The organism is Paenibacillus sp. BSR1-1 (assembly GCF_030403775.1).
GTDB lineage: Bacteria > Bacillota > Bacilli > Bacillales > Cytobacillaceae > Neobacillus.
Window position 1 is genome coordinate 34644 of record NZ_JAQMWQ010000015.1, and the last position, 12566, is coordinate 47209.

19 protein-coding genes are annotated in these 12566 nt (G+C 39.7%); 5 read left to right on the plus strand and 14 right to left on the minus strand.

Going from position 1 to position 12566, the window contains the following annotated elements; translation table 11 throughout:
- The first annotated feature begins 9 nt into the window (after positions 1 to 9).
- Entirely contained in the window at positions 10 to 636 is a 627-nt protein-coding gene (gene kynB, locus PH210_RS19160; RefSeq protein WP_289987784.1) for an arylformamidase, read from the plus strand.
- Positions 637 to 731: 95 nt separating this feature from the next.
- On the opposite strand, the gene PH210_RS19165 is transcribed toward kynB, so the two are convergent.
- The 3 genes from PH210_RS19165 to PH210_RS19175 are packed head-to-tail and all read right to left on the minus strand — an operon-like array spanning position 732 to position 1850.
- Positions 732 to 1097 carry a DUF2085 domain-containing protein gene (locus PH210_RS19165; RefSeq protein WP_289987785.1) on the minus strand — a complete coding sequence of 122 codons (366 nt, stop codon included), beginning with the start codon at positions 1095 to 1097 and terminating at the stop codon, positions 732 to 734.
- On the minus strand, positions 1072 to 1329 hold the full coding sequence (locus PH210_RS19170; RefSeq protein WP_289987786.1) for a hypothetical protein: 258 nt from the start codon (positions 1327 to 1329) through the stop codon (positions 1072 to 1074). Before PH210_RS19170 ends, PH210_RS19165 begins: the two co-directional genes overlap by 26 nt.
- Before the next feature lie 5 nt (positions 1330 to 1334).
- Positions 1335 to 1850, minus strand: coding sequence for a GrpB family protein (locus PH210_RS19175; RefSeq protein ID WP_289987787.1), 516 nt, complete (start codon positions 1848 to 1850; stop codon positions 1335 to 1337).
- Positions 1851 to 2017: 167 nt separating this feature from the next.
- On the opposite strand from PH210_RS19175, the gene PH210_RS19180 reads away from it, so the two are divergent.
- Positions 2018 to 2197, plus strand: a complete 180-nt coding sequence (locus PH210_RS19180; RefSeq protein ID WP_289987788.1) for a hypothetical protein — start codon at positions 2018 to 2020, stop codon at positions 2195 to 2197.
- 35 nt (positions 2198 to 2232) lie between these two features.
- Here the strand turns inward: PH210_RS19180 and PH210_RS19185 are convergent, their stop codons facing one another.
- From PH210_RS19185 to PH210_RS19210, 6 genes are all read right to left on the minus strand, one after another.
- Positions 2233 to 2643, minus strand: coding sequence for a vWA domain-containing protein (locus PH210_RS19185; RefSeq protein ID WP_289987789.1), 411 nt, complete (start codon positions 2641 to 2643; stop codon positions 2233 to 2235).
- A gap of 202 nt (positions 2644 to 2845) precedes the next feature.
- Complete coding sequence (locus PH210_RS19190) at positions 2846 to 3607, minus strand: SDR family oxidoreductase (protein WP_289987790.1); 762 nt, start codon at positions 3605 to 3607, stop codon at positions 2846 to 2848.
- Positions 3608 to 3626: 19 nt separating this feature from the next.
- A complete protein-coding gene (locus tag PH210_RS19195; protein ID WP_289987791.1) occupies positions 3627 to 3857 on the minus strand; it encodes a hypothetical protein in 231 nt (76 codons plus the stop codon).
- Between the two features lie 12 nt (positions 3858 to 3869).
- Complete coding sequence (locus PH210_RS19200) at positions 3870 to 4370, minus strand: GNAT family N-acetyltransferase (RefSeq protein WP_289987792.1); 501 nt, start codon at positions 4368 to 4370, stop codon at positions 3870 to 3872.
- A 58-nt stretch (positions 4371 to 4428) separates the two neighbouring features.
- Positions 4429 to 4713, minus strand: coding sequence for a hypothetical protein (locus PH210_RS19205; RefSeq protein ID WP_289987793.1), 285 nt, complete (start codon positions 4711 to 4713; stop codon positions 4429 to 4431).
- Between the two features lie 88 nt (positions 4714 to 4801).
- Positions 4802 to 5101, minus strand: a complete 300-nt coding sequence (locus PH210_RS19210; RefSeq protein WP_289987794.1) for a phospholipase A2 family protein — start codon at positions 5099 to 5101, stop codon at positions 4802 to 4804.
- A gap of 149 nt (positions 5102 to 5250) precedes the next feature.
- On the opposite strand from PH210_RS19210, the gene PH210_RS19215 reads away from it, so the two are divergent.
- Positions 5251 to 6768, plus strand: coding sequence for an ATP-binding protein (locus tag PH210_RS19215; protein WP_289987795.1), 1518 nt, complete (start codon positions 5251 to 5253; stop codon positions 6766 to 6768).
- 94 nt (positions 6769 to 6862) lie between these two features.
- A complete protein-coding gene (locus PH210_RS19220; RefSeq protein ID WP_289987796.1) occupies positions 6863 to 7387 on the plus strand; it encodes a DinB family protein in 525 nt (174 codons plus the stop codon).
- Between the two features lie 47 nt (positions 7388 to 7434).
- Here the strand turns inward: PH210_RS19220 and PH210_RS19225 are convergent, their stop codons facing one another.
- The 3 genes from PH210_RS19225 to PH210_RS19235 form a co-directional block, all read right to left on the minus strand.
- On the minus strand, positions 7435 to 8682 hold the full coding sequence (locus PH210_RS19225; RefSeq protein ID WP_289987797.1) for an MFS transporter: 1248 nt from the start codon (positions 8680 to 8682) through the stop codon (positions 7435 to 7437).
- 273 nt (positions 8683 to 8955) lie between these two features.
- Complete coding sequence (locus tag PH210_RS19230; protein ID WP_289987799.1) at positions 8956 to 9378, minus strand: Gp49 family protein; 423 nt, start codon at positions 9376 to 9378, stop codon at positions 8956 to 8958.
- Between the two features lie 224 nt (positions 9379 to 9602).
- Positions 9603 to 10352, minus strand: a complete 750-nt coding sequence (locus PH210_RS19235) for an SAM-dependent methyltransferase (protein ID WP_289987800.1) — start codon at positions 10350 to 10352, stop codon at positions 9603 to 9605.
- Between the two features lie 131 nt (positions 10353 to 10483).
- Here PH210_RS19235 and PH210_RS19240 point away from each other — a divergent pair, with 131 nt between their 5' ends.
- Positions 10484 to 10999: a YbaK/EbsC family protein gene (locus tag PH210_RS19240; protein ID WP_289987801.1), complete on the plus strand. Its 516-nt coding sequence runs from the start codon at positions 10484 to 10486 to the stop codon at positions 10997 to 10999.
- Positions 11000 to 11046: 47 nt separating this feature from the next.
- On the opposite strand, the gene PH210_RS19245 is transcribed toward PH210_RS19240, so the two are convergent.
- Both PH210_RS19245 and PH210_RS19250 read right to left on the minus strand, forming a co-directional pair.
- Positions 11047 to 11436 (minus strand): VOC family protein, encoded by a 390-nt coding sequence (locus tag PH210_RS19245; protein WP_289987802.1) that lies wholly within the window; start codon positions 11434 to 11436, stop codon positions 11047 to 11049.
- 48 nt (positions 11437 to 11484) lie between these two features.
- Entirely contained in the window at positions 11485 to 12459 is a 975-nt protein-coding gene (locus tag PH210_RS19250; RefSeq protein ID WP_289987803.1) for a UCP032817 domain-containing protein, read from the minus strand.
- Positions 12460 to 12566: the final 107 nt, after the last annotated feature.

Sequence of the window (12566 nt, forward strand, 5' to 3'; positions counted from 1 at the left end):
GCTGTAAGAATGAGTAAATGGATCGATGTTTCGCAGCGCCTTGACAACAATATAGTGGTCTGGCCAGGTGATACACCCTTCAACTACAAAGTCAGTTGGAGTAAAGAAGAAAGTGGTTCTGTCAATGTAGGACAGATTACGATGAGTGCCCATACCGGTACTCATATTGACGCACCTTTCCATTTTGATAACGACGGAAAAAAAGTAATCGAATTGGATCTAGATTTATATATGGGCGAGGCACGGGTCATTCATTTACAGGAAACCACCAGCATTGGTGTAAAGGACCTTGCCGGTATGAATCTTAAAGGGATAACACGCTTATTAATTCGGACGGATGCCTGGAAGGATCGAAGTGTTTTTCCTGAGTCGATTCCCCCGATTGAACCCGAATTGGCTTCTTATCTTTCAGAGCTTGGAGTGCGTCTGATTGGCCTTGATTTGCCGTCTGTGGATCAAATCGACAGCAAGGAACTGTCTGCCCACCATGAGCTTACCCGTCATAACATTCACATTTTGGAAGGACTTGTACTGGACGAAGTAGCGCCTGGGGATTATGAATTGGCTGCTCTTCCCCTTCCATTAGTGGAGGCGGATGGAAGTCCAGTCCGTGCGGTTTTGCGAAAAATGGATTAGTATAGACGAAAAGATGTGTGCTCTGCATACGTCTTTTTTTGTACTGTTTTTTGAAATTTTCATTGATTAGGCAAATTTTTTCACAACAAAAAGCCTTACCCCATAAGAAGTAAAGCCTTAATAATGGATTCACTTACACTAACAATAATGATGCTTTGCCCCAAGCCGCTCATTAATCCAGTTGTGAATCTTAAAGCATTAGTACTTATTCGATATTTCCTTTTTTGCGTCCAGCCATCTACTATCATTGGGATATTTATTACTATCCCCAGCCATAACGGCACATGTAAACTGAGTATCATGAATAATGGAAAAAATAAATATCCCAATAGAATTCCCGTACACCTCGCGCATAATGGGAGTGTATATCCTTTTATCGTTAAACTCCTTGACTTCATCCGATGACATGGGACAAACCTTAATATTCTCTCCATATTAATGACAATCCGGCCCGCAATCACAGTCTGGCCCCCCATGACAATCAGGGTCGCAATCAGGAACACAATCAAGGTAAGAGATGCAGTCCCAATTCTTTTTGCGGTATTTATTTTTCCCATAATAAATCAGGATAAAAAGAAGCAATACTATCCCAACACCGATAGCAATGAAACCAAATACTAATTTAGTTTTTATTATTAGTACGGTTCCGACGACAAAAGCGATGATCATCATAGTTAATAATAGAAAAAACATCGCAATCACCCTTTGCTTTGTGCATACCAATCAAGAGCATGCTGTTCCAATTCCTTCACAAATGATTTTTTGGCTGGGCTGTAGTCACTCGTATTTTCATATCGCTCAGCTAAGTCTTCTTTAAAGCGGCTGTACCTTGCTGCTTCCTCAGGGTGAGTTCGAAGATAATCCCGAAAAATTAAATGACGTTCAATTTGGGGATTATCGAATTGATAAAAATGAATATGATGAGTTCTGTTATCCCCGCCCTTTCGAAATAATCTTCTGCCTGGAATACCCCATTCTCCGGCAACATCATATCCAAGTTCACTCATTTTGTGGTTGTATGAATCCACCTTTACAATGTCTTTTACGATACACATCATGTCGATTACCGGCTTAGCCTTTAAGCCATGGACAGACGTGCTGCCGAAATGCTCGAAGCCGATGATTTCATCCTCAAAAATGGTTTTAAGAAATTGTGTCTCCTTTTGGAACATTATCGCCCAGCTTTCATTAAATTCGGAAAGTCTTACTTTCATTTAATTCCCTCCAAGGACTCTATTTTCACCTCTCTATCTCATTATAAGTGCTGTTTCTATAAGTGGGTATTTTTTACTTACTTTTAAAAAAAGTACAAAATTTGGAAACAAAATAGGTCGTATATTCGTCTAATAAGTAACATTAGTCCTAGGGATGGTGTTTGTATATGACCTGGTTTTATATAGCTTTGGGGTTTATAGGGATTGTTGCCATTATAACAATAGAGGAAAAAGCAAAAGAGTATATAATTGAAAAAGGATATAAATTATCAAAGCCAATTCAATTGCTGATAGCTATGGTTGGTGCCGGCCTGATTTCTCTTGTTATTTTTTACATAAGACATTAAATATTAATCCCCCACAAAATTGTGAGGGATTTTCTTTATGCCACTTTAATTGCTTTACCGAATGGCACTCGTGGTAAAAATGCCCCAGGTACCAGCCAAAATAATTCAAAATCGACCTTCTCCATCTCTTCAGAAAAAAACCCGGTAACGTCAGTAATATAAAACAATGTATCTACATTCTCTTCTTTTGCCCACTCAAGCACTAATGTATAGGAAGATTTCCCATGTGTATGATATTTGATCGTATCACTTTTTACGGGAGTAATACTTCGAATTTTAAAATCCGCTTGAACCAATATCGTATCTGGCTTTAGCTGTTCAAACAGTTTCACTATGTTATTAATAAGGATGGCTGGAGCTTCATTGGTGGAAGTATCCACGGCTAAAGCAACCTTCTTGTCTTGACGCTGCTGAATCATTGAAAGTATTGATTTATGCCATTTCAACGCCATTTCCCCCTTTGTTTGAATGAGCGAGCCATATTATTTTCGGCTAAAAAGGAAGGGCTTATGATTGGATAATTGCGGTAGTCATTACTTATTGAATTAAAGAAATTAAAAATGAGCAATCTATTTTTAAATAGATAAAATAGCCCTAAAACTGCAAAAAAGGCTGCACATTTGATTTGCGAACCTCTTTTGTAAGCCTCTATTTGATTGAATTCTTCGTATTCTCATAAATTCCGATCACTGATTCATCAATTTCATCTCTCGTCATCCGCAGGGCTTTCTCCGATCTGGCAAAACCTATTTCAAGTTTACCTTCCTTCAGCCCTTTAAATATGGCATCTGCGAATTCATTCAAATCAGCACCGAAAGTATGTAAGCCCACACCGCCTAAATCCGTATTTACCGCAGGAGGAGCCACTTCAATCACTTTAATCGGAGTTTCCGAAAGCTGCAATCTTAAACTTACAGTAAAGGAGTGAAGTGCTGCCTTCGTAGCCGAATAAATCGGGGCAATCGCCATTGGTGTGAAAGCTAGGCCTGACGTTACATTGATAATGGTTCCATTTTCTTTTTTAGCAAGATACGGCGCAAATAGCATTGATAGATGAATGGGCGCTTCCATGTTCGCAGTTATTTCATTATTGTAGTAGTTCCAATCCTCTTTCGGGTTCGCCTTAAGAATATTGAAGCGCTGCTGAATTCCTGCATTATTCACAAGAACATTCAATTCAGGATATTGACTTGTTACCCATTCAAATAACGCCAACCGATCTGATTCATTCGTTACATCACATACACGAGTCTCAATGTCAGGAAATTTTTCTTTTGCTTCCTTCAGCTTTTCTTCCCTTCTCCCGCAAACAATGACCTTGCTTCCCGCTTTGATAAAACGTTCTGCAAAGGCTAAGCCAATTCCAGAGGCACCACCTGTAATTAATATTGTATTACCTGCTAAATTCATTAGTCTCCCTCTTCTCATTTTAATAAAATAAATTTAGAACTATTGCTATTACAAAGGTAAGGATACAAAAACCTATGATGGCATACCCAATGTAGCGAATCCCTTTAGGCATGGAACTTAATTTAAAGCTTTTTCTTTTGTAAACCCCTCCAGCAGTTATCTTTTGCAACTCCTCAATAGGTGTATACAATTTATTATCATTAATCTCTTTTAATGCTTCACTGGATTGTGTCTCGTGTGTTTTTTCCATTTTCCATCCCCCCTATAATATTCTAGACATATAATATTCATCAAAGTATGTACCTTGGATGAAAAGCGAGTTTCTTTTTGTCCCCTCTATCTCAAATCCCATTTTCTTATAGAGGGTTACACCTGCAAGGTTTTCCGTCACTACTGTAAGTTCCATACGGGAGATTTTATGTGTGAGTGCCCAAGCTTCAATTCGCTGAAATAATTTCGTGCCTATACCGCGTCCCCGGTATTCTTGTAAAATCCCAATTACAAGGTATACAGTATGTTTATTTCTTTTTGCCGTACCGCCAATTGCGATTAAATAACCTGCAAGCTTTCCATCCTCTTGTTCTGCCACTAGTATGACAGAATTATTGTCCTTCCTCATTTGTACCAAACGTTTACGTTGTTGTTCCGGGGAAGTTTTTCTTTCTCCTGTTTCCATCAACATAAAATCAGACTCAGCTTCCACTTGCTTAATTAGTTTAATTAAATTTTCTGCATCTTCAGGCTGTGCCTCTCTAACAAGCATTTGAATTCCCCCTGTTATATCGAACAAGAAAAAACGATACATAAATGACGTATCGCGGTTACTGATTAATCACAATATATCCCAGCCAAGCGAATGCAAGAAAAATCGGGACCACTAACAAAAAGGCCAGCCAGCGTGTCTTCTTTTTTAAGGATATTCCTGCCCCAACATATAATAAGGGAAAAATTAACCCCCATACTTCAAAACGTGGAGTGGCAGCTAGATAAAGCGACATGGGTAAGATAAGAATGGAGGATATATAAAGAATTTTTCTCTTATTTAACGCTATTGCAATAATGGAGAGGGTGAGCGAAATAATCGTGAAAGGCCAAAAAATAAACATGAATTACCCCCAAATTTAAAATCCTTCCAAGTAATTATATTCAACAGATAGGCTCAGCTATCCTGCCAACCTTCCACAATTAGGAAAATCATAAAAACCTTTTCCTCTGCCCGCAAGTAAACGCAGATCTCACTTTCATAAAGTCATACATAATTGCTGCTTTTCGGCCTTTATCAGTATCTCTATTTCTTTTATTATGAAGGCAATCCATGAATTCTTTATCACATTGACAGGGTGATATTCCTTTATTTAGACATTGGTCATGTTTTTGGCAGCAGGCATCCACATCATTAATCGGGGCACCTGGTCCGCTGCAGCCGGGTCCGCACCAACGATATCCGGGAAAAATGCAGAAGGAAAATAGACCACTTCGGCTTCTGTTTTGCAAAACTTACCACCTCCATACCAAGTACTTTATATTAAAATATGCTTAGCTGATAAAAATGAATTGGCAAATCCCTAGTTTCAAGACAAGTACTAGCAAAAAGTTATATAATAAAAAATAGTTGTATATACATATTTGAGGAGTAGATCCTTTTGGCTTTCCTTCGGTTTTTTACTTTACTTTTTAAAAATAAATGGCTCATATATATTCTGCTAACGTTAGTTCCTTCTTTGGCTATTAGTTCTTATTTGGCACAGAATCAGGTAAGTGTCACGGAACTAGAATATAAAGAGAAAGCTCAGGATTATGCCAATTTTCATGCCATAACGATAGAGCATTTTCTAAGTGAAACGGTTGGAAGACTTGAAATGCTGGCTACCTCGATCAAGGTCCAAAATAATAACCTTAATGGGGTAGAAAAAATACTGAGGGAAACGATGGGGAAAGATCCGCGTTTTTCAGGTTTCTACTGGGCAAGTACAAACGGGGACCTGTTAATTAGTACGAACAAAATCAATTCTCCCGTTAACGTAAGTGACCGAACTTATTTTCAGGAAGCGATTCAATCAGAGAAAACCAGTATATCAGAGCCACATTTTGGCCGTGTGACCGGAAGGTATATCATTTCAATCGCCACCCCAATTGTGACCCACGGAGAAATTCAAGGTGTTCTTGTTGCCAGCTTACGAATCGATGAAATAGAGACAGCAATTCAGAATTTATTAAAGGATGAAATGATTATCGTCTATGATGGAAACGGAAAACAATTAATTAAGGCTGGTTCCATCCCTAAGCAAGATTCGGTTAAATCCAGCATGAATGTTTCTCAGGTACCATGGACGATTTCTGCCTTCGTCACATCTGATGATGAACTCATTTTTTGGAAGACCTTTTTTATTAGCCTTGCCGTGCTCTTAACCATTACGAACATCTTATTTTTATTGGCAAAATATGTCCTTTTACATCAAAGATTGAAAAAGGAAAAAGCACAGACGGAGATTCAAAAGCTTGAATTAATCGGCAATCTCGCTGCCAGCACGGCCCATGAAATTAGAAATCCACTTACTGGCATTAAGGGATTAGTGAAGCTCTTAAGTGAGGAAATTGAGGATGAAAAGGCACAGCGATATTTCAATGTCATTCAAACGGAAATTGACCGAATTAATGCCATCGTAAGTGAATTACTAATGCTCGGCAAGCCGACGGCTTTTACACTAAAAACCTATAATGCCAATGACATTATCCGAGAAATCTTCCCGATTATTTATTCCGAGGCCAATTTTATGAATGTGGAATTGGATATTCAATACGCTGAAGTAGATCTACCTGTATCCTGCGTAAAAGACCACCTAAAACAGGTCATACTCAATCTAACGAAAAACTCTATCCATGCGATGCCCAGCGGCGGCAAACTTACCATCCAACTAGAAAAAGCAGCTGACACTTGCAAAATAACCGTAGCAGATAACGGGGTAGGAATGCAGAAGGATCAAATTTCTCAGGCCTTTAATCCTTTTTACACACTTAAGAAAGATGGCTCGGGATTAGGTTTAACCGTATGCAAACGGATAATCGATTCGTATGGCGGGGATATTTCTATCAAAAGCATTCCAAATGAAGGAACAGAGGTAGAAATTGCCCTTCCTCTTTCATTTGAAAAAAAATTGTAGGATCTCCCTGCGATTTTTTTAGTATTCCTCCTCACAAAAAGGAGGAATACAATTTTTCTAAGAGAATAATATTGAACGATGGGAGAGTGATAGGATGACAAGAAAGTCTTTTTTGATGATGCCATTACCTGGCTATGAACCAGAAATTGGCCGTTGGCTCTGGTCTCTAGAAGATGTCCGGCGCACGATTAAAGAACGATTAGCTGGACTGAGTCAGGATTTGATTGATAGAAGGCTTGAAGGAAGACATTCAATTGGAAGCCTTCTTTACCATATTGCGCTGATTGAAGCAGATTGGTTATATGAAGAAGTCCTTTGTTCAGGATGGCCGTCTGAAGTACAAGCTATGTTTCCGTTAGAACACCGGAATTCTTCCGGAGAATTAGCACATTTTCAAGGTGAAACCATTGAAGCTCATTTCGATCGAATGGATTCCATTCGTGAAATCTTCCTTTCTCACTTCCGAACAATGGATATGAAGGATTGGAGAAAGCCAAGAGTTCTGCCAAACTATGATGTAACTCCCGAGTGGGTTGTATATCATCTAGTTGAACATGAAGCCCATCACCGAGGACAAATTTTTCAACTATTGAACTATTTGGAGCAATTAGAGGATTAATCTCAAAAAAAGCAGCTATGCAAAGTGCATAGCTGCTTTTTTATTCATTATACTTCTTCCCCTTTTTTCATTAAAGCCGAAGAGCTTTTGAATAGTGGCACGAGGAATAAAACACCAACGAAAAAGAGTAATGCCGAACCTTCATACATCGCGACAAGAGATAAGCTCTTTTTCAACCAGCCGCTCATAGTCATGGTGATGACCATTGTCCCCATAAACATCGGATTCAATATTCCGTTGACGCGTCCAATAAAGGCTTCATCGGTATTTTTCAAAATCATTGTATTAATACCAATGTGAATACAAGGCATAAACAAACCGCTAATGAATTGTGCCGTCAGCGTGATCCATAGCTGCTCCGATAGACCCATCACCAAAAATCCAAGTGCACTCACGGTCATCCCAATTGCAAGAAGAATTTGCGGAGGCGTTTTTTTCGCGAGCCCCATCGTGAGGCCTCCTCCTAAAATCATTCCAGCGCCGAATGCAGCCATCAGCCATTGCAGCTGTTCTTTTGGCAATCCTAGTTTTTCAGTAATGAGGAAAACGGCGAGCGGCTGTGTCAGTCCCAGCGCCAAGCCTGCTGCCGCAAAGCAGCCTCCAAGTAACGTAAGTGCTTTGCTGTTCCACACATAACGGAACCCTGCCTTCATTTCCTCGACGAGAGTGGTTTTTTCTTTATTTTCCTCAATTTCACGGTCAGGCGGCAGCAACATTAAAATCAAAGCAGATAAAATAAAGGCAACACCCATGATCGCAATCGCTGCGTTAATGCCGTAATGCTGGTAAACGAACGTTCCAATAATTGGTCCTAGAATCATAAAAACCGCAAACAGCGTCTGATACATGGACATCCCCATCTGAATCATTTCTTCCCTCACATGGAGCTTGAACAGCTTCATTCCCGAAGGCTGGGAAAATTGCGAAAGAATCGAGGAAACCAGTGTTGCAAAGAAAATCGCTTTCCAGCTTCCGAGGACGAGTGTTAATAATACTACAAAAATAGAAACGGCGCTGAGCAAATCACACCAAACCATCGTTCGTTTTGGGCGCCACCTGTCAGCGAAAGTACCCCCAATAAAGGAAAAAAGAAAGATTGGCGCGAACTCGGCAACTGATATAAGCGAGACTGCCACCGGATCTTCATTTGTCTGCTCGATTACAAATAATAAAATCGAATAGTTTCGCACCCAAATACCAATTTGCAAAAATAATGTTGAAAGCAAAATCGTGCGAATGACTTGATTACGGAATAATGCCCCCATTGAAAGTCCCTGGTTTGTTGTTTCCGTCATAAAAAAACCTCCTTATCCATCAATCTGGATAGGAGGCACTTTGAGGCAACAGGGCAGAGTACACCGTTCATTACTTGTACTCCCCTATTTCCAATAAAAGCCCGCACTAAACCTATCCAGAAAAAATATCCGTTTTATCCGAAATTTTTTTCTAAAAATAGGTTTAGTAGATCATTGGCTTTATGGTCACCCTTTCGTTATATCGTATGTTTTATAGTACTTGATTCTATTCAAAGAATCAAGATAAATATTGTAGTTTTTTGGAAAAGGGCGTTATTCAGTTGTTAAACTTTTAAATTTATAAGCTTCCAATTCTAAAATTTTATTTTTAATACATTCTAAACAATACTGTTTATTTAATACTTTATCTGCTGAGACACAGGATTCTGTCAGAACAAAACCATTTGGCAGCTGGACAGCCACGATGGTGCACTTTCCAAAAAGCTGGACTATTTCAATTTGTGACTTTTCAATCATCGCATCAATTTCCGACTTTGTTGCTTTCTGGGTAATTTGTTGCTCCTTTACCGCATAGAAGGAATACTCTGATGGCTCAAATGCTATATCAAAAGCTTGCTGCGTCGTTTCAATGATATCGTTACTGATTAAATTTCGAACCTTCACTTTTCCATCTGGTGTCATTTCCAATAGCTCAACTTTATTCTCTGGTATTCCCTTTACTTGAAAAACCTTCAAGTTGTTCCCCTCCATTATGCATTAACCCGCTTTTTTATAGCTTATTCGGGGCCTAGTCAAGCTGTGAGCTTTGAATGAAAGAGAGTGGCAGCGAAAGTGTCCAAAATGTTCAAACTTATAATAATAAGTTAATAGCTTATTTACTGCCCATCACTCCTATTTTTTTAGGAAGACAGGCATTATAGCCTTTTTCTTAATGCCTGATACGAAGTCACGACAAGATATCAGTTTCGAAACAAATACAGTCCAAATCCCAACGTATCCCTTCCCCACGTTAAATAGGTGCGGCGCCAGGCACGGATTCGCTCCAGCATGGCATCTTGGTCTGGGTCTTCCGGATTCTCCAGACAATAATTCTCAACCGACATGGAATAGAGCCACTCATATTCATCCCAATCCTCTTCATTGGCCACATACGACCATAACGGAATTAATCCTAATTCCTCGCCAGCTTTCACATTCTCTGCATGGCTCCTGAGCTCAGATTCCTCCGCTCCCCCAAGTGCCGCCAAATACTTTGCACTCGGAGTCTGCTTCCAGTAGCCTTCCCCTATTAAAATGAACCCATTTTTCCGTACGAGACCCTTCATTGCCTTCAAAGTAGACTCCAGCCCGCCTAAAGCATGTGTCGATCCGATACAAATTCCTAAATCATAGCTCCCGACTTCACATTTTTCGACTGCAGCACCAGCATCATCCACAATAAACTCAATGCTTCCATCAGGAATTCTCGTACTTGCACTCCTTTTTGCTTCCTCAATGGCCCCCGCATAAAGCTCAACAGCCGTCCCTGATACCTGGTAATTTTCCACCAGTCGAATCAACAGCTCACAGCGGCCAGCACCAATATCAATTACCTTATCCTGCGGTTTAAGCGAGGCCATATCAATCATTTTCATAATCTTTTCTTCACTCATCGGGTTATAAAAGGCATGATCCCGATGGGCAATAGCTGAAAATTTATTCCTGTCCATTTTCCCGGCCCCCTTTTTTTAATAATTCTATTTTAATACTATTTACTCCATAATATAAGCCAGCTTTTTCCTTCTTATTAAAATATGTGTTATGATTTTTCATAACAACATTAGAGGAAGGATGAAATACGTTGTCATTTGAAAGTGTAAAAGCCCATTTTAAACAATGGAATCGTGAACAAGATATGATGGAGTTTGAAACATCAAGTGCTACTGTAGAACTGGCAGCAGAAGCAATTGGTGTGATTCCTGCCCGGATTGCGAAAACTTTGTCCTTTCGAGGAGAAGACGATCAAGCCATTTTGGTTGTAGCGGCCGGAGATGCCAAAATCGATAACAAAAAATTTCGCCAAACCTTCGGCTTCAAAGCGCGCATGCTTACTCCCGATGAGGTCCTCGAACAAACCGGACATGCTATCGGCGGCGTTTGTCCATTTGGCCTAAAAAATGAGCTCGATGTTTACTTAGATGTCTCCATGAAAAGGTTCGATACCCTATTCCCAGCATGCGGGAGCTCCAACTCCGCAATCGAGTTGACGAATGATGAAATGTTTCAATATTCATTTGCTAAGGATTGGGTTGATGTTTGCAAGGGCTGGGAAGAAGAAGAATTGAAGGAAAAAGTTGCTCTAAATCATGATGCCTAGATATAAACAAGCAGTTGATAGATGAAACAACTGCTTGTTTTTTTGTATTACAATTCCTTTTGATCTACATTTAATTCGATTAAATTTCCATCAGGGTCCGCGCAGAAGATTTGTGCGAATCCACTTATGCTGTTGGGCTTTTCTAGAATCTCAATCCCATTTTCTCGCAGCCAATTTCGCGTTTCATGATAGTTTTCCACCCTTAACGCGAAGTGGCCTTCTCTGCTTGAAAGGCTTTTATCCTGCCGAATCGTCTGTGAGGAAGGATCCACGATTAGGTGAAGCTGCTTCCCCTCTATTTCATACCAAGCACCCGGAAAATCAAAAGCAGGGCGCTCAATCTCTTTCAAACATAAAATTTTTCCGTAAAAAGCTTTTGCTCGTTCTAAATCTGTCACCGAAAGACTGACATGATGGAGGCATTTATATTTAATCAAGAAACCATCTCCTAAAAGGTTATTAAAGTAATTTTATCATTTTCAAGCCTATGATGAACATCCTCCGCCGCAGCTCGAACAGCTCGAGCAGCTTGAACCGCCATGATCCCCGCCTCCGTGGTGGCTGCCACCGCTGTCACCTGAACCATCCGCAGAAGAACCAGTTCCACAAAACATAGCGGTAGTACATCCGCTCGTGGATATGGTCACATTCGCATGAGCATACGCTTTTGAATATTTCCAATACTCATCAAAATAATAATAGGAGAAAAAGACCATTATAAGGGACAATGATGTCATTTCTCCGAATGTCCGCTGCCTTGTGAATGTCCCTTTCTTATCTACGTGATAGATTTTTTCAGCTTCATTCAATTGTTCCTTCATTTGAGCAATCAAATAATCAACCAAATCTTTATTATCTTCATTTCTATTAAAATATTTTTCTTGAAGCCATAGATTACTGCTTTGTCTAAAATCCTTTAAAATCCCCGTGTCCATCGGATGTTTGAAAAAACTCCCCCACGATTTCCAGCTATATTCCGTAATTTGAAACAGCTGTGAGAAGACCCAATCAAAAAAGGCACGTTCCTGTGGAGCAGGTTCGGGGCTTGTGTTAGGCGTGTGGTGAAGCATTTTCCCCATAAATTTCTCTGAAAAAGACTGATATTTTTGTGTAAAAAGCAGCATATCATGCCAGACTTCATCTACTTCATGACTAAACATAGGTGTTTGTTTTAAGAGATTCGCCAGTAGAAAATACCGTTTTAACTCAAACAGCCGCCATTCAAATTCATCTTCATTCTGTTTTGGATTTTCCTGAAGGAAGCGCTGCTTAACTTGCTGGATATAATCGTCATCTATAGCGGCATTTAACTTTTCAAGCAACGGCTGGATGGGTACATGATCAAGGGCACCAAGACGGGCAGGGATATTTTCTTTTGCTAATTTTGGCCTGCCTTTCAAGACCATCGTAATGATTCCAGCGGTTACCAAGAGACCTGCTGCTAAAATTCCTACTACCAAATTACCACTCCCCCTTTATCCTTATTTTAGATGATAGGAAAAATTTTGTAAAAAACCTTAAAAAATTATGGTAAATTAAGAATACTAGACAAATAGAGGTGAACGAT

Excerpts from the sequence above, each read along its gene's own strand:
- kynB (WP_289987784.1), top strand. The coding sequence starts at position 10 with ATGAGTAAATGGATCGATGTTTCGCAGCGCCTTGACAACAATATAGTG.
- PH210_RS19170 (WP_289987786.1), bottom strand. The coding sequence starts at position 1,329 with ATGTTTTTTCTATTATTAACTATGATGATCATCGCTTTTGTCGTCGGA.
- PH210_RS19175 (WP_289987787.1), bottom strand. The coding sequence starts at position 1,850 with ATGAAAGTAAGACTTTCCGAATTTAATGAAAGCTGGGCGATAATGTTC.
- PH210_RS19180 (WP_289987788.1), top strand. The coding sequence starts at position 2,018 with ATGACCTGGTTTTATATAGCTTTGGGGTTTATAGGGATTGTTGCCATT.
- PH210_RS19190 (WP_289987790.1), bottom strand. The coding sequence starts at position 3,607 with ATGAATTTAGCAGGTAATACAATATTAATTACAGGTGGTGCCTCTGGA.
- PH210_RS19195 (WP_289987791.1), bottom strand. The coding sequence starts at position 3,857 with ATGGAAAAAACACACGAGACACAATCCAGTGAAGCATTAAAAGAGATT.
- PH210_RS19200 (WP_289987792.1), bottom strand. The coding sequence starts at position 4,370 with ATGCTTGTTAGAGAGGCACAGCCTGAAGATGCAGAAAATTTAATTAAA.
- PH210_RS19205 (WP_289987793.1), bottom strand. The coding sequence starts at position 4,713 with ATGTTTATTTTTTGGCCTTTCACGATTATTTCGCTCACCCTCTCCATT.
- PH210_RS19220 (WP_289987796.1), top strand. The coding sequence starts at position 6,863 with ATGACAAGAAAGTCTTTTTTGATGATGCCATTACCTGGCTATGAACCA.
- PH210_RS19225 (WP_289987797.1), bottom strand. The coding sequence starts at position 8,682 with ATGACGGAAACAACAAACCAGGGACTTTCAATGGGGGCATTATTCCGT.
- PH210_RS19235 (WP_289987800.1), bottom strand. The coding sequence starts at position 10,352 with ATGGACAGGAATAAATTTTCAGCTATTGCCCATCGGGATCATGCCTTT.